Source organism: Serratia sp. root2, assembly GCF_031931805.1.
GTDB lineage: Bacteria > Pseudomonadota > Gammaproteobacteria > Enterobacterales > Enterobacteriaceae > Serratia > Serratia inhibens.
In genome coordinates this window covers 102,644-125,782 of record NZ_JAUJXB010000009.1, presented here as the reverse complement: position 1 = coordinate 125,782, position 23,139 = coordinate 102,644, and the positions used below count along the sequence as shown (strand labels likewise).

General features: G+C 54.2%; 21 protein-coding genes. 12 read left to right on the top strand and 9 right to left on the bottom strand.

Going from position 1 to position 23,139, the window contains the following annotated elements:
• Positions 1–22 precede the first annotated feature (22 nt).
• Complete coding sequence (mobB, locus tag QZQ97_RS23965; RefSeq protein WP_311995458.1) at positions 23–538, bottom strand: molybdopterin-guanine dinucleotide biosynthesis protein MobB; 516 nt, start codon at positions 536–538, stop codon at positions 23–25.
• Positions 531–1,124: a molybdenum cofactor guanylyltransferase MobA gene (gene mobA, locus QZQ97_RS23960; RefSeq protein WP_311995457.1), complete on the bottom strand. Its 594-nt coding sequence runs from the start codon at positions 1,122–1,124 to the stop codon at positions 531–533. The genes mobB and mobA overlap by 8 nt, the downstream gene beginning before the upstream one ends.
• Positions 1,125–1,275: 151 nt before the next feature.
• Between mobA and QZQ97_RS23955 the strand changes: the two genes are divergently transcribed.
• The 3 genes from QZQ97_RS23955 (at position 1,276) to dsbA (ending at position 3,289) form a co-directional block, all read left to right on the top strand.
• Positions 1,276–1,545 carry a YihD family protein gene (locus QZQ97_RS23955; protein ID WP_004953469.1) on the top strand — a complete coding sequence of 90 codons (270 nt, stop codon included), beginning with the start codon at positions 1,276–1,278 and terminating at the stop codon, positions 1,543–1,545.
• Between the two features lie 104 nt (positions 1,546–1,649).
• Positions 1,650–2,636 carry a serine/threonine protein kinase gene (locus QZQ97_RS23950; RefSeq protein WP_311995456.1) on the top strand — a complete coding sequence of 329 codons (987 nt, stop codon included), beginning with the start codon at positions 1,650–1,652 and terminating at the stop codon, positions 2,634–2,636.
• Positions 2,637–2,665: 29 nt separating this feature from the next.
• A complete protein-coding gene (gene dsbA, locus QZQ97_RS23945) occupies positions 2,666–3,289 on the top strand; it encodes a thiol:disulfide interchange protein DsbA (protein WP_006320191.1) in 624 nt (207 codons plus the stop codon).
• A gap of 42 nt (positions 3,290–3,331) precedes the next feature.
• Here dsbA and QZQ97_RS23940 read toward each other — a convergent pair whose 3' ends face one another.
• Positions 3,332–4,228, bottom strand: coding sequence for an acyltransferase (locus QZQ97_RS23940; protein ID WP_311995460.1), 897 nt, complete (start codon positions 4,226–4,228; stop codon positions 3,332–3,334).
• Positions 4,229–4,727: 499 nt separating this feature from the next.
• Between QZQ97_RS23940 and polA the strand changes: the two genes are divergently transcribed.
• Positions 4,728–7,529: a DNA polymerase I gene (gene polA, locus QZQ97_RS23935; RefSeq protein ID WP_311995455.1), complete on the top strand. Its 2,802-nt coding sequence runs from the start codon at positions 4,728–4,730 to the stop codon at positions 7,527–7,529.
• A gap of 206 nt (positions 7,530–7,735) precedes the next feature.
• Entirely contained in the window at positions 7,736–7,783 is a 48-nt protein-coding gene (locus QZQ97_RS24590) for a spot 42 RNA, inhibition of DNA synthesis (protein ID WP_071892919.1), read from the top strand.
• 278 nt (positions 7,784–8,061) lie between these two features.
• Here the strand turns inward: QZQ97_RS24590 and yihA are convergent, their stop codons facing one another.
• Positions 8,062–8,712, bottom strand: a complete 651-nt coding sequence (yihA, locus tag QZQ97_RS23930; RefSeq protein ID WP_262241228.1) for a ribosome biogenesis GTP-binding protein YihA/YsxC — start codon at positions 8,710–8,712, stop codon at positions 8,062–8,064.
• A 743-nt stretch (positions 8,713–9,455) separates the two neighbouring features.
• Between yihA and yihI the strand changes: the two genes are divergently transcribed.
• Entirely contained in the window at positions 9,456–9,974 is a 519-nt protein-coding gene (gene yihI / locus QZQ97_RS23925) for a Der GTPase-activating protein YihI (protein ID WP_311995454.1), read from the top strand.
• A 182-nt stretch (positions 9,975–10,156) separates the two neighbouring features.
• Positions 10,157–11,530 carry an oxygen-independent coproporphyrinogen III oxidase gene (gene hemN, locus QZQ97_RS23920; protein ID WP_311995453.1) on the top strand — a complete coding sequence of 458 codons (1,374 nt, stop codon included), beginning with the start codon at positions 10,157–10,159 and terminating at the stop codon, positions 11,528–11,530.
• Positions 11,531–11,565: 35 nt separating this feature from the next.
• Here hemN and QZQ97_RS23915 read toward each other — a convergent pair whose 3' ends face one another.
• From QZQ97_RS23915 to glnA, 4 genes are all read right to left on the bottom strand, one after another.
• A complete protein-coding gene (locus tag QZQ97_RS23915) occupies positions 11,566–11,688 on the bottom strand; it encodes a YshB family small membrane protein (RefSeq protein ID WP_006320185.1) in 123 nt (40 codons plus the stop codon).
• 113 nt (positions 11,689–11,801) lie between these two features.
• On the bottom strand, positions 11,802–13,214 hold the full coding sequence (gene glnG, locus QZQ97_RS23910; RefSeq protein WP_006320184.1) for a nitrogen regulation protein NR(I): 1,413 nt from the start codon (positions 13,212–13,214) through the stop codon (positions 11,802–11,804).
• Positions 13,215–13,222: 8 nt separating this feature from the next.
• A complete protein-coding gene (gene glnL / locus QZQ97_RS23905) occupies positions 13,223–14,272 on the bottom strand; it encodes a nitrogen regulation protein NR(II) (RefSeq protein ID WP_311995452.1) in 1,050 nt (349 codons plus the stop codon).
• A 187-nt stretch (positions 14,273–14,459) separates the two neighbouring features.
• The gene (gene glnA / locus QZQ97_RS23900; RefSeq protein WP_004953429.1) at positions 14,460–15,869 is read right to left on the bottom strand and encodes a glutamate--ammonia ligase; all 1,410 of its coding nucleotides are present in this window, start codon (positions 15,867–15,869) and stop codon (positions 14,460–14,462) included.
• A gap of 370 nt (positions 15,870–16,239) precedes the next feature.
• Here glnA and typA point away from each other — a divergent pair, with 370 nt between their 5' ends.
• The 5 genes from typA to fabY all read left to right on the top strand — a co-directional run bounded on the left by typA (position 16,240) and on the right by fabY (position 21,169).
• Positions 16,240–18,063 carry a ribosome-dependent GTPase TypA gene (gene typA, locus QZQ97_RS23895; protein ID WP_006320180.1) on the top strand — a complete coding sequence of 608 codons (1,824 nt, stop codon included), beginning with the start codon at positions 16,240–16,242 and terminating at the stop codon, positions 18,061–18,063.
• Between the two features lie 170 nt (positions 18,064–18,233).
• Entirely contained in the window at positions 18,234–18,824 is a 591-nt protein-coding gene (gene yihX, locus QZQ97_RS23890) for a glucose-1-phosphatase (RefSeq protein ID WP_311995451.1), read from the top strand.
• A gap of 49 nt (positions 18,825–18,873) precedes the next feature.
• Positions 18,874–19,764 (top strand): virulence factor BrkB family protein, encoded by an 891-nt coding sequence (locus QZQ97_RS23885; RefSeq protein ID WP_311995450.1) that lies wholly within the window; start codon positions 18,874–18,876, stop codon positions 19,762–19,764.
• Entirely contained in the window at positions 19,761–20,198 is a 438-nt protein-coding gene (dtd, locus tag QZQ97_RS23880; protein ID WP_311995449.1) for a D-aminoacyl-tRNA deacylase, read from the top strand. Before QZQ97_RS23885 ends, dtd begins: the two co-directional genes overlap by 4 nt.
• Positions 20,199–20,221: 23 nt before the next feature.
• On the top strand, positions 20,222–21,169 hold the full coding sequence (fabY, locus tag QZQ97_RS23875; RefSeq protein WP_311995448.1) for a fatty acid biosynthesis protein FabY: 948 nt from the start codon (positions 20,222–20,224) through the stop codon (positions 21,167–21,169).
• Between the two features lie 38 nt (positions 21,170–21,207).
• Here fabY and QZQ97_RS23870 read toward each other — a convergent pair whose 3' ends face one another.
• Positions 21,208–22,869 carry an AsmA family protein gene (locus QZQ97_RS23870; RefSeq protein WP_311995447.1) on the bottom strand — a complete coding sequence of 554 codons (1,662 nt, stop codon included), beginning with the start codon at positions 22,867–22,869 and terminating at the stop codon, positions 21,208–21,210.
• Positions 22,870–23,139: the final 270 nt, after the last annotated feature.

Here is a 23,139-nt window from a genome sequence, read left to right as displayed (position 1 = left end):
TGCGAGGAAACAACGGGCGCAGCTACGCTGCGCCTTTCAACCATTCGACTATGAACGCAGCTATTGTATCCGGCTGGTTCAGATCCAAAGATGTAATCCCTGCAACAGGCCGATCGCTGGCTACCGCAATGACAAACTCATCCAGCATATCCTCCAGCGGCCTGCCTATATCCTCACGATACAGAATGATCTTGCTCACCGGCTCATGTTTAAACCCTTCCACTAAAATCATATCTACCTTGTCATGATCAAATCGGCTGGCCAGATAGTGCAGATCAAGCGGCAATTGCTCTGGCGTTTCTGTCATCAGTGCCCACCGGCGATCGCTGGCAACCAGTGTTTGATCGGCACCAGCCTTACGTAATTCATAACTGTCTTTGCCAGGCGTATCTACATCCATATCATGATGTGTATGTTTAATCAGCCCAACGCGGATTTCCCGCTGTCTCAATAACGGTATTAACTGCTTAAGCAGCGTGGTTTTACCTGTACCACTATAGGCTGCAATGCCCAGTAAAGGAGGGAGAGGGTTATTCATTGTGGAATCCTTTTTCCTGCTGCCAGCGCTGGCAGTCTTCTCGCGTATTAAGGTTGTGGAAAGCCGTTTGTTGACCCGTGAACGGCACCTGGCGCGCGCCTGCTGCGTCCAGGAACAGCATCAGTTTTCGATCCCCACGAGCCAGATAACTCGCCAACTGAGGTGCGAGGCTGGTATGCAATAGCGCCAGAGTTGGGTGCGCGCGCTCCCCGTCGCTGGCATAGGCGGCCAGTGAGTGGCCTTTTTGTTGCCAGAGTTGTTCAACCAGCGTGGTGGGGAAATCGGGCACATCGCAGGGAACAAATACGACCCATTCAGTGGCGGCATATCTTAGCCCGGCCAATATACCGGCCAAAGGGCCGGGAAAGTCAGCCGTTAAATCGCCAATCGTCGGCAGGCCGCTTTCCTGATAATGGGCCTGATTACGGTTAGCGCTGATGGCAATCGGGCCTACCTGTGGCCGTAGCCGGGTAAGAACATGTTTATACAGCGGTATTCCGGCAACCTGAATCAGGCCTTTATCCTCCCCTCCCATGCGGGTGGCGCGCCCACCGGCCAGAATAATGCCGGTAATGTCCTCGTGCATATTTCTCATCCTGCATTGTGGCTAACGTCCTGATTGTAGCGCTAAAGCCGGTGAGACATCAGGATTTACCTTTATTGACAAGCTGCTTCTTTCACTGCGTTGGTAAGCCTGTTACTTTGTGTGCTTATTCATTCTATTGGACGATATTGCGATGAAAACGCACCGCGTAAACGAGCTGATTGAGCTGTTACACCCGGCCTGGCAGGAAGATCCGGATCTCAATCTGATTCAGTTTTTGCAAAAACTGGCGCAGGAAGCCGGTTTTCAGGGTGATTTGGCTGAACTGAGTGATGATATTCTGATCTACCATCTGAAAATGCGCGGTAGCGCCGGCACGGAACAGATCCCAGGACTGAAAAAGGACTACGAAGAAGATTTTAAAACGGCCTTGCTGCGCGCCCGTGGCGTTATAAAGGATTAGCATTTGTGCGGTAGGGATGAACCAGTACTCGTGAAATTTGTCATTAATGCTACTATTTCTCATTCCCGGCACCGTGTTGTCACCCAATGAAACTGAATGTTGTTATGAACAACTCTGCTTTTAATTTTCAAACCCTGTCGCCCGATCTGATCATGGACGCGTTGGAAGGGGTTGGCCTGCGTGTAGATTCCGGGCTAACGGCGCTGAACAGTTATGAAAACCGCGTCTACCAGTTTATGGACGAAGATCGTAAGCGCTACGTGGTGAAGTTTTACCGCCCCGAACGTTGGAGCGCGGCGCAAATTATTGAAGAACACCAGTTCGCCGGGGATCTTGCCCTGGCGGAGATCCCTGCAGTTGCGCCGCTGGCCCTGCAGGGCAATACGCTACATACTCACGGCGGTTTCTTTTTTACCGTATTTCCCAGCGTTGGCGGGCGGCAGTATGAGATCGACAGTCTCGATCAGCTGGAGTGGGTTGGCCGTTTTCTGGGGCGTATTCATCAGGTTGGCAGTGAAAGCCTGTTTGTGGAGCGTCCTACAATGGGAATTGAAGAATATCTCACCGCGCCGCGTGAAGTGCTGGCTGGCTGCAAACTGTTGCCCAAGGCACAGCGCGACAGCTTCCTGAACGCGACGGACGCTCTGATTGAGGCGATAAAACACCATTGGCATCTGGACTGGCAGCCGCGGCGTTTGCACGGTGACTGCCACCCGGGCAATATTCTGTGGCGCGATGGCCCGCTGTTTGTTGATCTTGACGATGCACGTAATGGGCCAGCGGTACAGGATCTGTGGATGCTGTTGCACGGTGAGCGCCGTGATCGTCTGATGCAGCTGGACGTTTTGCTGGAGGCCTACTCAGAGTTTGCCGAGTTTGATCAGAGTGAGTTGGCGTTGATCGAGCCGCTGCGCGCCATGCGAATGGTGTACTACCTGGCATGGGTAGCTCGCCGTTGGCAGGATCCCGCATTTCCTAAAAGTTTTCCGTGGATGGCGGAGTCTGATTTCTGGTTATCTCAGACCGCGGCATTCACTGAACAGGTTAAGCTGTTGCAGGAACCCCCTCTGCAGCTGATGCCAATGTATTGAAGCTTTAACATAATGGAGAGTTTAGTCTTATGAAGAAAATATGGTTGGCACTCGTTGGCATGGTAATGGCATTCAGTGCCTCGGCTGCGCAGTTTAGCGATGGTTCTCAGTATGTAACCCTGGACAAACCGGTGACCGGTGAGCCTCAGGTGCTGGAGTTCTTTTCCTTCTATTGCCCGCACTGCTATCAGTTCGAGCAGGTTTATCACGTTTCCGAGAATGTGAAAAAAGCGCTGCCTGTAGGCACCAAAATGACCAAATACCACGTTGAGTTTCTGGGGCCGCTGGGTAAACAGCTGACTCAGGCCTGGGCGGTTGCGATGGCGCTGGGTGTGGAAGATAAAGTAAGCCCGCTGATGTTTGAAGCCGTACAGAAAACTCAAACCGTGCAAACTCCTGATGATATCCGTAACGTGTTTGTCAAAGCGGGCGTGAGCGCTGAAGACTACGATGCAGCCTGGAACAGCTTTGTTGTGAAATCCCTGGTGGTTCAACAGGAAAAAGCTGCGGAAGATCTGCAGCTGCGCGGCGTCCCGGCAGTATTTGTTAACGGTAAGTTTATGGTTAAAAATGATGGTCTGGACACCAGCTCGATGGATGCTTACGTGAAGCAATTCGCCGATGTGGTCAAATTCCTCAGCCAGCAGAAATAACTGAAATAGAAAGTGAAGAACGCCGGCTTAGCCGGCGTTTTTTTAACGATATTGCCGCTTTAACTTATCCAATAGCCTGTCTTTTTCCTGCCACAACGTATTCAGCCACAGTTGGAAACGCCGCTTAAAGAGCTTGTCGTTAAAGTAATCGCCATGCAGGGTTTCATCGATGGGCAGCAGCTCAATTCTTACCACAATGCGCTTTAACCGGCCGCACAACATATCCATAAACGGCCGTTCGCTATTCTCCGGATAAAGCAGGGTGACATTTAACACTTTATCGAACTGCTTGCCTAATGCACTGAGCGTAAAAGCAATACCGGCGGCCTTTGGGGCGAGTAAATTGTGATAAGGAGAGCGGGTTTTAATTCTCTTGGCTTCAGTAAAGCGAGAACCCTCCACAAAATTGACGATAGTGGTCGGGCGTTTGCGGAATTTTTCGCAGGAGCGTCGTGTGGTTTCGATATCCCTACCGCGTTTTTCCGGGTGCTTGAGCAAATAGCCACGCGAATAGCGTTTCATGAATGGCATATCCAGCGCCCAGCAGGCGAGGCCGACAAAAGGCACCCAGGCTAACTGTTGTTTGAGAAAGTATTTATTCATGGGAATATGATTACGGAACAGCACGCACAGCACGACAATATCCGACCAGCTTTCATGATTGCTGATAAGCAGATACCAGTTTTTACGTTCCAACCCCTCCAGCCCTTGAATATCCCAGTGTAACTGCCGGTTAATGCGCAATAGCAGCGCCAACCCCTGACACCAGCACCACATCATAAAATCGGCAAAGGCGGAGATATGTCGCCAGATGGCAGGATAAGGGATCAATAGCTTAACGATACCGGCCAATGTGATGGGGATCGAACACAGCACGGTCACCAAAATGGCAAGCAAGGCAGAAAATATAAAAATAACAGGGGACAGTAGTCTTGGCATGGTTATGGGCTGATGGTAGATGGGAGCAGCGTTACATGCCGGTGTGCATGAACAAAAAAATATTTTAACAGAAACGGCGGGGAGAAGGTGCTCGTTAACAGCAACAGTTTTGATAGCCGAAGAAATAATCATTTGCTGCGTTTTCGTGCAACTTGCTCATCTTGTGCTAGGGTAATTGAGGTGCCAAATTTGATCAATGGTGCGATTAAAATCGAGCGCAAGTTATATCCACAAATTGTGTAAAAGTCGATAAATACTCCTCGTCAAATTAACGCCATTTAACACAGTGATTTCAATAGGAATTTTATTTTCAATTATAACGATAAACCCATCGTTATAATCTGTTGTCTTTTCTATGCACAAAGTTATCCACAGGCAGGATCTTGCGGATCGCTTCGCATAATCACATCATTTTCATCCGCAATGCACGCTAAGGTTCGTCTCAGGCGGCCAGCTATGGCATGCTTACCACTATGTCCGATCACGATAAAGAAACGCTATGGCCCAAATTGCAGAAAACCCATTAATCCTGGTTGACGGTTCCTCTTACCTCTACCGCGCTTATCACGCCTTCCCTCCGCTGACCAATTCCGCGGGCGAACCGACCGGGGCAATGTACGGCGTACTGAATATGCTGCGCAGCCTGCTGCTGCAGTACCAGCCAAGCCATGTTGCGGTGGTGTTTGATGCCAAGGGAAAAACCTTCCGTGATGAGCTGTTCGCAGAATACAAATCGCATCGCCCACCGATGCCGGACGATCTGCGCGCTCAAATTGAGCCACTGCATAAAATGGTCAAGGCCATGGGCCTGCCGCTCTTGGTCACGCCTGGTGTAGAAGCGGATGACGTTATCGGCACGTTGGCACTGGAAGCCGAAAAGGCCGGCCATGCGGTGTTGATCAGCACGGGTGATAAAGACATGGCGCAGTTGGTCACACCGAACGTTACGCTGATCAACACCATGAATAACACCATCCTTGGTCCGCAAGAGGTGTGCGATAAGTACGGCATTCCGCCGGAGCTGATTATCGACTTCCTGGCGCTGATGGGCGACTCCTCGGATAACATCCCAGGTGTGCCCGGAGTAGGTGAGAAAACCGCGCAGGCACTGTTACAGGGGCTTGGTGGGCTGGATGCGCTCTATGCCAACCTGGACAACATCGCCACACTCAGCTTCCGCGGCGCCAAGACCATGGCAGCCAAGCTGGAACAGAACAAAGAGGTGGCGTATCTCTCCTATAAGCTGGCAACCATTAAAACCGATGTAGAGCTGGATCTTTCCTGCGCCGATCTCGCAGTCTCTTCGCAAGACGTCGACACGCTGCAACAGTTGTTCAAACAGTACGAATTCAAACGTTGGCTGGCGGATGTTGAAGCCGGCATCTGGCTGGAAGGCAAAAAAGGCACCGGCGCGAAAGCGGCCAGTGCGGTGAAATCTGCCGGCGTAGCCGTGGACAACCCGAAAGTTGCTGCGGAAGCGACGCTGTCGCAAGAGGGTTACGTCACCATACTGGACGAGGAGACCTTCGCTGACTGGCTCAAAAAGCTGAAAAAAGCCGAAGTGTTTGCCTTTGATACCGAAACCGACGGTCTGGATACCCTGACCGCCAATCTGATCGGCTTGTCCTTTGCCATTGCGCCGGGCGAAGCCGCTTATCTGCCGGTGGCGCATGATTATCTCGATGCGCCGGCGCAGTTGGATCGCGCCTATGTGCTGGAAACGCTGAAACCGTTGCTGGAAGACGAGAAAGCGCTGAAAGTCGGCCAGAATCTGAAGTTTGATATGGGTTTGTTGGCGCGTTACGACATCACCTTGCGCGGCATTGCCTTCGATACCATGCTGGAGTCCTATGTGTTGGACAGCGTGGGCGGGCGCCACGACATGGACAGCTTGTCCGATCGCTATCTCGGCCATAAAACCGTTACCTTTGAAGAGATCGCCGGTAAGGGCAAAAAGCAGCTGACCTTCAACCAGATTGCGCTGGAGCAAGCGGCGCCTTACGCGGCTGAAGATGCCGATGTCACGCTGCAGCTGCATTTGGCGATGTGGCCGCAGCTGAAAGAAAGTGCCGAACTGCTGACGGTGTTCAATGAGATTGAAATGCCGCTGCTGCCAGTGCTGTCGCATATCGAGCGCACCGGGGTGCTGATTGATCAAAGTATATTGGCCACCCACTCCATCGAGTTGACCAAGCGTCTGGCCGAGCTGGAAATTCAGGCGCATGAACTGGCGGAAGAGCCTTTTAACCTTGCGTCGACCAAACAGCTGCAAGCGATCCTGTATGAAAAGCAAAAGCTGCCGGTGCTGAAGAAAACCCCAGGCGGTGCGCCATCGACCAACGAAGAGGTGCTGGCCGAATTGGCGTTGGATTATCCGTTGCCGAAGGTGATTCTGGAATACCGTGGGTTGGCGAAGCTAAAAACCACCTATACCGATAAACTGCCGCTGATGATTAACCCGTTCAGCGGGCGGGTACACACCTCCTACCATCAAGCGGTGACGGCCACAGGGCGTCTCTCCTCCAGCGATCCTAACCTGCAGAACATTCCGGTGCGTAACGACGAAGGGCGCCGTATCCGGCAGGCATTTATTGCACCTGAAGGCTACCGCATCGTCGCGGCCGACTACTCGCAGATTGAGCTGCGCATCATGGCCCACCTGTCGCAGGACGAGGGGTTGCTGAAGGCCTTTGCGGCCGGTAAAGACATCCACCGGGCGACTGCCGCCGAGGTGTTTGGTCTGCCGCTCGACAAGGTGACGAATGAGCAGCGCCGCAGCGCCAAGGCAATTAACTTTGGCTTGATTTATGGTATGAGCGCATTCGGTCTGGCGCGTCAGTTGGGGATCCCGCGCGGCGAAGCACAGCGTTATATGGATCTTTATTTCGAGCGTTACCCGGGCGTGTTGGAGTATATGGAGCGCACCCGCCAGCAGGCTGCTGAACAGGGGTATGTCAGCACGTTGGATGGCCGCCGTTTGTATTTGCCGGACGTCAAATCCAGTAATGGCATGCGTCGCAAGGCCGCCGAACGTGCGGCGATCAACGCCCCGATGCAGGGGACGGCAGCCGATATCATCAAGCGTGCGATGATTGAGGTGGATGCCTGGCTGCAAGGTCAGGATGAGCCATTGGTGCGTATGATCATGCAGGTACACGATGAACTGGTGTTCGAGGTGCATGAGTCAGCGATTGAGGCGTCCAGCCAGCGCATCCGCGAGTTGATGGAAAACAGCATGACGTTGGCTGTACCGCTGAAAGTGGACGTCGGCGTGGGTGCTAACTGGGATGAAGCCCATTGATAACGCGGTTGCACATCCGTTGATCCCTCTCTGAGGCGCTAACTGGTGATAACCTAAGCACTTTTCGTAATTTAGCTACAATATACGGCGATTGTTTCCCCAACCTCGCCGTTATTGCGCCCTAAATTGTGTAAGTAAACTACAAAAAATTCTTTTGCACTGCGAAAAAATCATGTAGAGTTACAGGCGTAGGGTACAGAGGTAAGATGTTCTATCTTTCAGACCTTTTACTTCACGTAATCGGATTTGGCTGAATATTTAGCCGCCCCAGTCAGTATTGACTGGGGCGTTTTTTATTGTAAAAACAACACCTACTCATAGTTTTTTCCTATTCTCACCCACGCATCATCCTCTGACAAATCCTCGGTTATTGCCCGCCAGTTCTGTCGTTGCCGATAAGTCGTCATAAGAAATTATGATGGATTTTTGTCAAAGCTGTAATTAGATAACGAAAAATCATCTACCACTATGAATAACGGGCATAAAAAAGCCGATGCGTTTCCACATCGGCTATTGCGGCATCTGCGGCAGGTTACTCGCCGGCAGTGTCGTCGTCTTCCGGTAACACTTCCGGCGGGATCTCGTTAAACCAGGTATTCAGTTTCTGGCTCAGCTTGTCTACACCGATTTTTTTCGGCGAGGAGAAGGCTTCTACCTGGATATCGCCCATAAACGGCACTACCGCTTCACGTACCATATTGAGCTGCGCTTTACGCGCGCCGGAGGCCAGTTTGTCCGCTTTGGTCAACAGAACCAGCACCGGCGTACCGACATCGACTGCCCATTGAATCATCTGCTGGTCGAGATCCTTCAGCGGGTGGCGGATATCCATCAGTACCACCAGGCCTTTCAGGCAGTTGCGCATCTGCAGGTATTCACCCAGCGCCCGCTGCCACTTGCGTTTCATTTCTTCAGGAACTTCGGCGTAGCCATAACCCGGAAGGTCGACCAGGCGGATGCCTTCTTCTACTTCAAACAGGTTGATGAGCTGGGTACGGCCCGGCGTTTTACTGGTACGTGCCAGACCTTTTTGATTGGTCAGGGTATTTAACGCGCTGGATTTACCGGCATTAGAGCGGCCGGCGAAGGCAACTTCAATACCTTCATCCCCCGGAAGATGGCGAATATCGGGCGCACTGGTGACGAAATGGGTCACATGATAATTGTAATTCTTGCTGGTCAAAATTTTTCGTCTCCGCGAGGATGGCTAACTGGTTGGCGATTATAACTGCATCAGCGGCAAAAATGGTGTGTTTCTCTGTTTTTAAGCGCCGGGCCAGCAGGGCATGGCAGTCACGTTGCCTTGAGTGTGTGAGACATTTGCCATTCGAATAGTGGGTAATGTCGCTTTATTCGAAAGTGATTTTTATTCTTTTTATTAAAAAACAAAAAGTTAATGTTTCTCTGCGTTATTGAGGATAAGCATTCCGCGGCAGATACCTTGAGCGCCTTCCTCAATCGCGTAAAGTAGATTGCAGCACAAGGCTGTGCAGGAGTAAGGAACATCCGGGAAGGGTGACAAACCTCAGGGAGCGCACGGGAAGTGCAATGAGTGCCAGGATGACCTCAGCAGGAACGCCTTGTTTGCACCTGAATGTGTGAACAACACAAGGATGGTGAAGTTATTGCAATTAGGATGCCCGCAGGAAGCGCGCTCAGGAAGAGCGGATGCGAACGGATTGCGCCATGGACGATTTCTCTTTCAGGATGAAGGACGTAGTAGCAGGGAGTGCGTTTATAGCAGAGGGAAAAACCAGGATGTTGAATGTGCGCATGGAGTGCGTGGCGGGAATATCCTTCGAAAGAGGGTGAGAAATAGGCGGCAGGTTTAACCTGCCGCCTTTTTTCTTTGTCCGCTTTCTGCTAGATTCCGCCGCAATCGTATAGCATCTCTATACTGAATCTACATACCTAAGAGCGTACGCTATGAACCAGCCATCAAAAGCACCTCGCGCACCACGCAGCAGCGCGGCGACGTCGAAATCGAAAAAGAAAAGCCGTGTGGAGCTCGATCAGGAAGCCCGTGAACGCAAGCGCTTGAAAAAACGCCGTGGTCTCGCTTCCGGTTCTCGCACCCAGGTTGAGTCTGCTAATCAGAAAAACAAGGCCGAGGCGCAGGTCAAAGATCCGCGTATCGGCAGCAAAGTGCCGGTAGCGCTGGTGGCTGAAGCTAAACCAAAAGCCAAACCGCGCCTGTCGCCGGAAGAAGAGCTGGCGAAACTGGAAAATGATGAGCGTCTGGATGCGTTGCTGGATCGTATCGACGACGGCGCGACACTGAACGCCGAAGATCAGGCTTACGTTGACCAAACGCTGGATCGCATCGATGCGCTGATGGAGCAATTGGGCATTGAGCTGGGCGACGACGAAGACGATGAAAAAGAAGAAAAGCAGGAAGACATCCTGAAACTGCTGAAAAGCGGTAACCCGAAAGACGTATTTTAACGCGCCATGTGGCCGATCCTGGCAATAGCCCTACTCTTGATGTGTTATCTGCTGTGGTTATTCGGTAAACTATGGCGGCTGTCTAAACGCAAAACGCGTTTTCGCAGCGTTTCCGCGGCCAGACAGCGTAGACAACTGCCCATTTCCCGGCCCGGTAGGAAAAAATATCGGAAGGAGTGAGCATGTCAGAGCAGGCAATCGTCTGGGATCTGGCCCTGATCCAGAAATATAACTATTCAGGGCCGCGTTATACCTCATACCCTACGGCGCTGGAGTTTAACCAGGGTTACGACGAAGCGGCGTTTCAACGCGCCGCAGCGCGTTATCCTGAGCGTCCGTTGTCACTGTACGTGCATATTCCGTTCTGCCATAAACTCTGTTATTTCTGCGGCTGCAATAAGCTGGTGACGCGTCAGACGCACAAGGCTGATGAGTATCTGGCGGTGCTGGCACGTGAAATCGCCCAGCGCGCCCCGTTATTTTCCGGGCGTAAGGTCGGCCAGATGCACTGGGGCGGCGGCACTCCTACCTACCTCAGCAAGTCGCAAATCAGCAGATTGACGGCGATGCTGCGGCAACACTTTGATTTCCAGCCCGATGTGGAAATGTCGATCGAGGTCGATCCGCGCGAGATTGAACTGGACGTACTCGATCATTTACGCAGCGAAGGTTTCAACCGCCTGAGCATGGGGGTGCAGGACTTCAATAAAGAGGTTCAGCGGTTGGTGAACCGTGAGCAGGATGAAGAGTTTATCTTTGCCCTGATCGCTCGCGCCAAGGCACTGGGATTTAATTCCACCAATATCGATTTGATTTACGGGCTGCCAAAACAGACGCCGGAGAGTTTTGCATTCACCCTGGAGCGGGTGGCGGAGCTAAACCCGGATCGCCTCAGCGTATTCAACTATGCGCATTTGCCGAGTCTGTTCGCTGCGCAGCGTAAGATCAAGGATGCCGACTTGCCGAGTGCGCAGCAGAAACTGGATATCCTGCAGCAGACCATCGCTTCTCTGACTGAGGCAGGTTACCAGTTTATCGGCATGGATCACTTTGCTCGCCCGGAGGATGAACTGGCGGTAGCTCAGCGCGAAGGCAAGCTGCACCGCAATTTCCAGGGCTATACCACCCAGGGCGACAGCGATCTGTTGGGGTTGGGCGTTTCCGCCATCAGCATGTTAGGTGACAGCTATGCGCAGAACCAGAAAGAGCTGAAGACCTATTACAGCAGCGTTGAGGCGCAGGGCAATGCGTTGTGGCGTGGCTTGACGATGACGGAAGACGATTGCCTGCGGCGTGAAGTAATCAAAACGCTGATCTGCAACTTCCAATTGGGTTATCGCGCGATTGAACAGCAGTACGCCATCGACTTCGCCGCTTACTTTGCCGAAGACCTGCAGTTGTTGGCACCCTTTGAACGCGATGGGCTGGTGGAGCGTGATGAGCAAGGCATTCGCGTAACGCCACGCGGCCGTTTGCTGATCCGCAATATTTGCATGTGTTTTGATCTCTATCTGCGCCAGCAGGCGCGCACTCAGCAGTTCTCTCGGGTTATTTGATGCATAAAAAAACGGCCGCTGATGCGGCCGCTTTTTCAACTGAAGAAATTAATCAGTGCTGCGCACAGCACCGCAGCAACGGCAGCCTGCGGCGTGTGACTGGCGGAAGAGCCAAGCTCTGCGCCTTGGGAAATAAATACGATGAATGAATCCAACATCCTGAGCCTCCAGAGTGTGCGACTCGATCATACTGCGGCCATGCAGGCTGTAAAGCCTGGGGGAGCCGTTTTTTTGTGCGCTTGATTGTATTTTTTATAATCAATGACGCAAACTATTCCATTCCCAGCTCTTTCAATTTCCGCGTTAAGGTATTGCGCCCCCAGCCCAGTAGCCGGGCGGCTTCTTGCTTATGCCCTTGGGTATGACGTAGCGCGGTGGTGAGCAGCGTACGCTCCATCTCCGGTTGTGCTTCCGACAAGAGGTTTTGATGACCGGAACGCAGGGCGCGATCGGCCCACTGCGCCAGCAGCGTAGCCCAACTGTCCGGCAGGCTGTGGCCGGCGGCTTCCGGTGCGGAGGTTTCAAAAAGCTCGCTCGGCAGATCCTGAATCAGCACTTCCTGTCCGGCGGCCATCACGGTCAACCAGCGACAGGTATTTTCCAACTGACGCACGTTCCCTGGCCATGGCAGGCGGGTCAGTGCGGTTTCGGTTTCCGGATGCAGATTCTTCGCTTCAACGCCCAGCTCTTTTGCCGCCACCTGTAGGAAGTAGCGCGCCAGACGCGGGATATCCTCACGGCGCTCGCGCAGAGGCGGCAGGTGCACGCGGATCACATTCAGGCGATGGAACAAGTCCTCGCGGAATTTGCCTTCCTGGACCCGCAGTTCCAGGTTCTGGTGCGTGGCGGCGATGATACGCACGTCCACCTTCACCGGCGCATAACCGCCGACCCGATAGAATTGACCGTCTGCCAGCACGCGCAGTAAGCGGGTTTGAACGTCCAGCGGCATATCGCCGATTTCGTCCAGGAACAGCGTGCCGCCGTCGGCCTGCTCAAAACGGCCCTGGCGGATCTGATTGGCGCCGGTAAAGGCCCCTTTCTCATGGCCGAACAGTTCGGATTCGATCAGGTCTTTGGGGATCGCCGCCATGTTCAGCGCGATAAAAGGCGATTTGGCGCGCGGGCTGTGGCGATGCAAGGCATGGGCCACCAACTCTTTACCGGTCCCTGATTCACCGTTGATCAGCACGCTGATCGACGAACGCGACAGGCGGCCGATGATGCGGAAAACATCCTGCATCGCCGGCGCCTCGCCGATAATGTCCGCCGCCGGATCGTTGGCAGGCTGGCTGCGCGCCGGCTGTTGCTGTTCCTGATAGTGGCTGATGGCGCGTTCTACCAGCGCCACCGCTTCATCGATATCAAAGGGTTTGGGCAGATAATCGAACGCCCCTTGTTGATAGGCGCTGACGGCGGCGTCCAGATCCGAATGTGCGGTCATTATGATGACCGGCAACATAGGGTGGCGCTGTTTGATCTGCTTGAGTAACGCTAAACCATCCATACCCGGCATGCGGATGTCAGACAGCAACACGTCGGGAGTTTGCGTGGCCAATGCTTCCAGCACTGCATTGCCACTGTCGAAGGTGGCGCAGCTCACACCCGCTCCAGTGAGCGCGCGTTCAAGCACCCAGCGGATGGAGCTATCGTCATCGACGATCCAGACTATCCCTCGTTGCATAGAAAACCTCACTGGCGAATAGGCAGGTAAACCGAGAATTCGGTATGTCCTGGCCAACTGTTAAATTCAATTTTTCCGCAATGTTGATCGATAAGATTACGGGCGATGGATAAACCCAGGCCGGTACCGCCTTCGCGGCCGCTGACCATCGGGTAGAACAGGGTGTCCTGTAACTGCGCCGGTACGCCGGGGCCGTCATCTTCTATATCGATACGTGCCGCCAATCGGTAGCGAGTGCCGTGCAGGGTTATCTGGAACGCGGTGCGGGTGCGCAGCGTGATAGTGCCACCTTCATCGCCCAGCGCCTGTAGAGCATTGCGGGTAATGTTCAGTAATACCTGTTCGATCTGGTCCGGATCGTGCGCCATTTCCGGCAGGCTGGGGTCATAGTCGCGCACCAGCGTCACGTTGTCCGGTTTCTCAAGCGACACCAACTGGCATACTCGTTCCGCCACTTGATGAATGCTCTGGGTAATGTGCTGGCCTGGCCGTTGCGGCCCCAGCAAACGATCGACCAGATTGCGCAGGCGGTCGGCCTGTTCAATGATCACTTTGGTGTATTCGGTCAGCGCCGGGTCGGGGAGTGCTTTGGCCAGCAATTGTGCCGCGCCGCGCAGGCCGCCAAGCGGATTTTTGATTTCGTGCGCCAGGCCGCGTACCAGATCGCGGGCCGCCACCTGCTGGGCGTGTTGCAATTGTTCCTGGCTCAGACGCCGTTGGTTATCCATTGGTGCCAGCTCAACCAGAATAAAGCCTTCAGGCAGCGCCTGAGCGGTCAGGGAGAGGATATGCGCACGGCCGTCAACCACCAGGGTTACTTCGCTATCGGTAAAGCCCTGACCGGCACGCAGGCTCTCACGCATCAGATCGACGTTCAGTGAGAAATAACCTAGCAGGTCGGGTAATGGTGTACCGAAAAGTTTACGGGAACTTTGCGCCAGCAGTTGTTGTGCCGCCGGATTGGCGTAATGAACCGCCAGATCATCATCCAACAGCAGGATGCTGTTGATGAGAGAATTGAGGATCTGCCCAGCATCGGGCAGCTTGCCAGTTGCCATACAGCAGACTCCTGCACCTTTTTAGTGCATCTATGCTACCCCATCTGCGATGCGTGCGGTATGGAATAGTTTTGCAGAAAATACGGTGGAGAAAAAAACCCATCCGAAGATGGGCTGAAAGTTTCCACGGCAACAAAAAAACGACAACTAAAATGTGGTGCGCCATCCGCAGATGGCGCGGTAAGGCTTAAACGCTGTAGTACAGTTCGAACTCGACCGGATGCGGCGTCATGCGAACGCGGTCCATTTCTTCTTTGCGCAGGTCTATGTAAGCGTCGATTGCGTCGTCGGTGAATACGCCACCACGGGTCAGGAACTCGCGGTCTTCGCTCAGTGCAGCCAACGCTTCGTCCAGGGAGCCTGCAACTTTTGGAATTTCAGCTTCTTCTTCCGGCGGCAGGTCATACAGGTTTTTGTCCATCGCATCGCCAGGGTGGATTTTGTTAATCACGCCATCCAGGCCTGCCATCAGCAGAGCCGCGAAGCACAGGTATGGGTTAGCCGCTGGATCCGGGAAACGGGCTTCGATACGGCGCGCTTTCGGGCTGGCAACCACTGGGATACGGATGGAAGCGGAACGGTTACGGGCTGAATAAGCCAGCATGACCGGCGCTTCGTAGCCTGGGACCAGACGCTTGTAAGAGTTGGTGGTCGGGTTGGCCAGGGCATTGATAGCTTTAGCGTGCTTGATGATACCGCCGATGTAGAACAGGGCAGTTTCAGACAGGCCGCCGTATTTGTCGCCTGCGAACAGGTTAGTGCCGTTCTTGGACAGCGACATGTGGCAGTGCATACCTGAACCGTTATCACCGAACATAGGTTTCGGCATGAAGGTCGCGGTTTTGCCAAATGCGTGAGCCACGTTGTGAACCACGTACTTGTAGATTTGGATTTCGTCGGCTTTCTTGGTCATGGTGTTGAAGCGGGTTGCCACTTCGTTCTGACCCGCAGTTGCCACTTCGTGGTGGTGCGCTTCAACCACCAGACCCATTTCTTCCATGGTCAGACACATGGTTGAACGGATGTCCTGTGAGGAATCGACCGGAGGAACCGGGAAGTAACCGCCTTTTACTGCCGGACGGTGGCCTTTGTTGCCGCCATCGTATTTGGTGCCGGAGTTCCATGCGCCTTCGACATCGTCGATAGCCACGTGAGAACCACGGATGCTGCTGCCGAAACGGATATCGTCGAACAGGAAGAATTCAGGCTCTGGCCCGAACAGCACGGTGTCCGCGATGCCTGAAGAGCGCAGGAAGTCTTCTGCACGCTTGGAAATTGAGCGCGGGTCACGGTCGTAGCCCTGCATGGTGCCTGGCTCGAGAATATCGCAGCGAATAATCAGGGTGGATTCTTCGAAGAACGGATCCAGCACCGCAGTGCTGGCGTCTGGCATCAGCACCATGTCAGATTCGTTGATGCCTTTCCAACCGCCGATCGAGGAGCCGTCAAACATTTTACCTTCTTCGAAGAAGTCGGCATTCACCTGGTGAGCAGGGATGGTGACGTGTTGTTCTTTACCCTTGGTGTCAGTGAAACGCAGGTCTACGAATTTCACTTCATGCTCATTCAGCATCGTCAAAACGTGTTCAGCGGACATACTTAACTCTCCCGGATTTATCATTGTCGTCGTCGTGGAACGAATCTGTGGAACTGGCTGTTTTTGCCTTGAATAGACTAAAGCGAAAACTGTGCCAACTTTGCAAAAGCGCTTTAATCGCCTTCCTGCGCGGGTTTTGCACAGAATCAGTATGCACCATTAGTGATGCATTGCACTTAAATGGTGCAATTCGGGCGATGTGGGGCACTGTAATGGTGCAAAAGTGCACCAACTGCTGCTTTTTGCACCGTGAAAGGGATCACAAACTGACCTGTACACAGTTGTTTATAAGAGACTGTTGTGATCTTGTTTAGTACCTCGCTTAATACGTGTACAATAGCGCGCTATTTCTAATGCCTGAGGCAAAGCTGTGATCGAAAATTTGCGTAACATCGCCATTATTGCCCACGTTGACCATGGTAAAACCACCCTGGTTGATAAGCTGCTGCAACAATCCGGTACTTTCGGAGAGCGTGTAGAAGCCACCGAACGCGTAATGGACTCCAACGATTTGGAGAAAGAGCGTGGGATTACCATCCTCGCAAAAAACACCGCCATTAATTGGAAAGACTACCGCATCAACATCGTGGATACCCCAGGACACGCCGACTTCGGCGGTGAGGTTGAGCGTGTGATGTCAATGGTTGACTCGGTGCTGCTGGTTGTGGATGCAATGGATGGCCCAATGCCGCAAACCCGCTTCGTGACCAAAAAAGCCTTCGCTAATGGTCTGAAGCCGATCGTGGTAATCAACAAGGTTGACCGTCCGGGCGCACGTCCTGACTGGGTTGTTGATCAGGTCTTCGACCTGTTCGTTAACCTCGACGCGACTGATGAGCAGCTCGACTTCCCAATCATCTATGCTTCTGCATTGATGGGTATCGCGGGCACCGACCACAACGAGATGGCGGAAGACATGACTCCGCTGTATCAGGCGATCGTAGACCACGTGTCTGCGCCGCAGGTTGAGCTCGAAGCGCCGTTCCAGATGCAGATCTCTCAGCTGGACTACAACAACTACGTTGGCGTTATCGGTATCGGCCGTATCAAGCGCGGTAAGGTCAAACCTAACCAGCAGATCACTATCATTGATAGCGAAGGCAAAACCCGTAACGGTAAAGTCGCAAAAGTTCTGACCCACATGGGTCTGGAGCGTATCGAAGCGGCCGTGGCTGAAGCTGGCGACATCATCGCTATCACCGGTCTGGGCGAGTTGAACATCTCCGACACCATCTGTGACACCACTGCGGTTGAAGCGCTGCCGGCACTGTCTGTTGATGAACCGACCGTAACCATGTACTTCAACGTCAACACCTCTCCGTTCTGTGGTAAAGAAGGCAAGTACGTGACTTCACGTCAGATCCTCGACCGCCTGAACAAAGAGCTGGTGCACAACGTTGCGCTGCGCGTTGAAGAAACCGAAGATGCTGACGCGTTCCGCGTATCGGGCCGTGGTGAACTTCACCTGTCGGTTCTGATCGAAAACATGCGTCGTGAAGGTTTCGAGCTGGCGGTTTCCCGTCCTAAAGTTATCAACCGTAAAATCGATGGCCGCATGCAAGAGCCATTCGAGAACGTGACGCTGGATATCGAAGAACAGCACCAGGGTTCAGTCATGCAAGCCATGGGTGAGCGCAAAGGTGACGTTAAGGACATGATCCCAGACGGCAAAGGTCGTATTCGCCTGGATTACCTGATCCCTGCGCGTGGCCTGATCGGCTTCCGTACCGAGTTCATGACCATGACTTCCGGTACCGGTCTGCTGTACTCCACCTTCAGCCACTACGACGATGTACGCCAGGGCGAAATCGGCCAGCGTCAGAACGGCGTGCTGATCTCCAACGGCCAGGGTAAAGCGGTAGCGTTCGCCCTGTTCGGTCTGCAAGATCGCGGCAAGCTGTTCCTGGGCCACGGTGCGGAAGTGTATGAAGGCCAGATCATCGGTATTCACTCACGCTCCAACGACCTGACCGTAAACTGCCTGACCGGTAAGAAGCTGACCAACATGCGTGCTTCCGGTACTGACGAAGCCACGACTCTGGTTCCGGCTATCAAGATGTCTCTGGAGCAAGCTCTGGAATTCATCGATGATGACGAACTGGTAGAAGTAACGCCAACGTCCGTACGTATTCGTAAACGTCACCTGACGGAAAACGATCGTAAGCGTGCAAGCCGCGGTCCTAAAGACGCTTAATCGCTGATTTAGTGTCCCATGCTTAGGGCGCAGTTCATTCTTGCGCCCTGAGTTTTTTCCTCTACCTTTCCCCATTTCTGCCGCGCGCTATGCGCTTTTCCATCTGCTCTCTGTTCAGCTCCTTCTTTTCCCGCTACAGTGAAATCTCGCCGGCCCATCAGGAGAGGACTATGCTGTATATCTTTGATTTAGGTAATGTGATTGTCGATATCGATTTCAAACGTGTACTGGGTGTATGGAGCAATTTGAGTGGCACGCCGCTGGCGGTACTGTCCGAGCGTTTCGCCATGGGCGAGCTGTTCCAGCAGCATGAGCGCGGTGAAATCAGCGACGAAGATTTTGCCGAACGGCTGAGTGATGAAATGGGGGTCGCCCTCAGTTTTGAGCAGTTCGCCACTGGCTGGCAGGCGGTGTTTGTCGCCCTGCGCCCAGAGGTGATCGACATCATGAAACGCCTGCGCAGCGAAGGTCACCGGGTGGTGGTGTTGTCGAATACCAATCGTCTGCACTGCAACTATTGGCCACAACACTATCCCGAAGTGGCCGAGGCCGCCGATCATCTGTACCTGTCTCAGGACATCGGCATGCGCAAGCCGGACGCCAACATCTATCTGCACGTTTTAAACGCCGAAAATACGTCGCCGGAAGCCGCAGTGTTCTTTGACGATCATCCGGCCAACGTCGCCGCTGCACAGGCGCTGGGCATCAAAACGGTACATGTGACCGATCGTGACGTAGTGCCGGCTTATTTTGCCCAATGACCGCGAAGAGTTAAGCTTAAGGCGTACAAACTGACATCAAGGAGTGACCATGTCGTTTTTCCGCCGTAAAAAGCTGCCTTCTGCGATCAAGCCCGGCGTCACCTTCGGGCGATTGCTGTTCAAACGCGTCGACAGCGACGGCCTGACCATGCTGGCGGGCCATTTGGCCTATGTTTCCCTGCTGTCGCTGGTGCCGTTGATTACCGTAGTGTTCGCGTTGTTTGCCGCGTTCCCGATGTTTTCCGACATCAGCGTTCAGTTGAAAAGTTTTATCTTCTCTAATTTCATGCCGGCCGCCGGCAACGTGATCCAAAGCTATCTGGAACAGTTTGTCGCCAACTCCAACAAGATGACCGCCGTCGGGACCTGCGGGCTGATTGTCACCGCGTTGCTGCTGATTTCCTCGGTCGATAGCGTGCTGAACACCATCTGGCGCAGCAAGAACAAACGGCCAATCGTATTCTCGTTTGCGGTGTATTGGATGGTGCTGACTCTGGGGCCGCTGTTGGTGGGCGCCAGCATGGCTATCAGCTCTTACCTGCTGTCGCTCAACTGGCTGGCGCAGGCTGGCGTGAACAGCCTGGTGGATCAAGTACTGCGAATTTTCCCGCTGATCCTGTCCTGGATATCGTTCTGGCTGCTGTATTGCATCGTGCCGACGGTTCGCGTACCGCCTAAAGATGCGCTGATCGGTGCGTTGGTGGCCGGGGTGTTATTCGAACTCGGCAAGAAGGGTTTTGCGCTGTATATCACCATGTTCCCGTCTTATCAGCTGATTTACGGCGTGCTGGCGGTGATCCCGATTTTATTCCTGTGGGTCTACTGGAGCTGGTGTATCGTGTTACTCGGCGCGGAAATCACCGTTACCCTGGGGGAATATCGTGACTACCGCCGGCAAAAGACGGAGCAAGAGGATCAGACACAAGAAGGGCAGTTATGATTGCGTTAATTCAACGGGTGCTAAACGCCAGCGTCACGGTCAAGGGAGAGACGGTAGGCAAGATTGGCCCAGGTTTGTTAGTGTTATTGGGCGTGGAGCAGGACGATAACGAGCAAAAAGCCGTGCGCCTGTGTGAGCGTGTACTGGGGTACCGCATCTTTGGCGACGAGAACGACAAGATGAATCTCAATGTCCGGCAGGCGGGAGGCAGCCTGTTGGTGGTTTCGCAGTTCACGCTGGTGGCCGATACCCAAAAAGGCATGCGCCCAAGTTTCTCACGCGGTGCAGTACCGCAGGAAGCCGATCGGTTGTATCAATATTTTGTTGGTCAGTGCCGCGAACGCGGCGTAGAAACCCAGACCGGCGAGTTCGCCGCCGACATGCAAGTGGCGCTGGTGAACGACGGGCCGGTGACGTTTTGGCTTCAAGTCTAAGTATTTTGAGAGAGAAGGCGTCTATGTATCACCTACGAGTACCCGTAACAGAACAAGAGCTGAAGGATTATTACCAGTTTCGTTGGGAAATGCTGCGCAAGCCATTGCACCAACCGGTGGGTTCGGAAAAGGATGCCTACGACGCCATGGCGCACCATCAGATGGTGGTGGATGAGGGCGGTAAAATCGTCGCTATCGGGCGACTGTATATTAATGCCGACAACGAGGCGGCGATCCGCTTTATGGCGGTAGACCCTACGGTGCAGGACAAAGGCCTTGGCACGCTGGTGGCGATGACGCTGGAGTCCGTGGCACGCCAGGAAGGGGTAAAACGGGTAGTGTGTAGCGCCCGTGAGGATGCGGTGGCGTTCTTTGCCAAGCTTGGTTTCGTTAATCAGGGCGAGATCACCGCGCCGCAAACCACCCCGATCCGCCACTTCCTGATGATTAAACCGGTGGCGACGCTGGACGATATTTTGCATCGCCCCGACTGGTGCGGCCAATTGCAGCAGGCTTGGTACGATCATATCCCGCTCAGCGAGAAAATGGGGGTGCGCATCAGCCAGTATACCGGCCAGCGTTTCGTCACCACCATGCCGGAGATTGGCAATCAGAATCCGCACCATACGCTGTTTGCCGGCAGCCTGTTCTCTCTGGCCACGCTGACCGCCTGGGGACTTATCTGGCTATTGCTGCGTGAGCGCCATCTGGGCGGCACCATTATTCTTGCAGATGCGCATATCCGCTACAGCAAACCGATCACCGGCAGACCGCGGGCGGTGGCGGATCTCAGCTCGTTGAGCGGCGATCTGGCTCGTCTGGCGCGGGGCCGCCGTGCACGCGTGCAGGCTGAGGTGCATTTGTTCGGTGACGACGATAAAGGCGCGGTATTTGAAGGCACTTATATGGTGCTGCCTGCCGAGTCGGACGTGCCGCTGGATCAGGGCGGCTCTGAGGCGATAGAAAGCTGAGTCATCGGCCCTCTTCCCCGGGAAGAGGGCTTGAAAGACTAGGGGAACTGTTGGTTGACCGTGCGGCCATCACCGGCGGTGGCCTGCAGTTCGCCCTTAAGTGAAGATTTAAACGGCCCATCGCTGTTCAGCAACCCTTTCAATTGCAACTGCAGATTCCCGTCGCCTTCTAGCGGAACCTGCTGCCATCCCCATTGCTGCAAGGTATTCACCGGCACCGAGCGCCCGTTCAACGACAGCGCAAACGGCTTGCCCGGCAACTGATTGACCGTGACTTTGGCTTCCAGTAATCCCTTTGGCATAAAGGCGCTTAGCTCGGTGACGTTGATCTGCCCGTCATTGGCGTTTAGCGCTAACGATGGGCGCCGAACGTCGATTTTGTTGAAGGTGGCTTCGCTGCCATTCAGGTTCAGCGTGCCGGACCAAATACCCCACTGGTGGTCGCGCGCCAACAGCAGATTGCCGCCGTAGCCGTCCAGCGCGGTGATCTGGAACGGGAAGTCCGGATTAATGTCGATGATCAGGTTGCGATTGGTGGTCAGTTTGTTGACGTACACCTCCGCCAACCAGTGCGGCAGCGGTTGCAGCCACAACGCGCGCCAGTCTTGCGGCAAGGTGTATTCGAGTGCGGCGATGGCCACTTCGTCCAGTTGCAGGCGGTTGTTGGTGCGCAGCCAGCTGCCGGAGGTACGCAGCAGCCCGCCTTCCCAGCGGGTGGTGAACTGTTGAATGGCGATACCGGCCGGTGAAAGCCGCATATTCATGATCGGATCGATCAGGTGGAAGCCGCCGTTGATCAGATCGCTGGCGTTGAAGTTCAGCGATCCGTCCTCGCTGCTCCAGTCTCCCTGCTGGAAGGTAACGTTCTGCAGCGACAGATCGAGATCGTTGAACGCCCACTCTTTGCCTTCCAGCCGCGCGTCGATCAGATCAAAACGTTTGAGAGTGACCGGCGGCAGGGCCGTAAAGCGTTGCCAAAACTCAGCCAGCGTCAGCGGGGTTTGCATGCGTACGCCACTCAGCCGCAGGCGTTCCACCTGCCAGCTACCGTCGGCGGCGCGGCTGGCTACCCCGGTCAGGTCGCCCTGCGCCAGATCGGCGCCGAAGTTGTTGAGCTTCAGCTGGTTTTGTTTAAGCTCACCCTGTACCAGCACCTGCGAAGCCGGGATGCCATTCAGCGTCATCGAGCCGGCACTGAACTGGAACTGATTATTTTCTCCCAGCAGATGTCCGGCTTTGGGCTGCCAGGGCGTAATGCCGGCATTGACTTGCTGCGCGTTGAGCTGCCAGGTTTCATCGTTGGATTGCAGCGCCATATTGCTCAACTGCAGCACATCGGCCTGCACCGGCAGTGTCGCGGCTTGCGGTTGAACGGTAAGCGTACCGTCGCGCAGCGTTACGTTGTGAAAATAGCGCGGTTCGGTGATTTGGCGCAGGCTAAGGCCGAGATCGACCCGTTTGGCGACCAACGCCTGCGGCTGATTCTTTTTGGCCAGTTGGACGTCTTCCAGGCTGATTTGGCCCGGCTGATTCCATGAGTGCGAGATTTTTGCCACCGACAGGCGGTATTCACTGTTATCGCTGATCCAACGACTTAACCAGCCCGCTGCCCAGCCGGTTTGCCCAACGACGTACAACAGCACAATGGCAAGCACTACCAGCAGCAGCAACGTCAGCAACAGTTTTCCGATAAATTTCATCGTTTACCTCCGCGTCGGTCAAAAAAGATACCCTGTTTATGCCGCAATTGGCCGGGCATCTCAAGTGCAATGGTCTGATAGGCAATAAAAAACGGCCGCAGGCGGCCGTTTGAGGTTGATGACAACGTTGCCTTTGAGCCCGAGATACCCGGGCCTAGCGCACCGAGGGGCGCTCCGGCGGCAAGCCGCTACGACCCTTTCGGCACGCTCTCCCTAATAACAGGCTTTGTCAGCAGTCTGAAACGGCCGCAAGCGGCCGTTTGTGGCAGG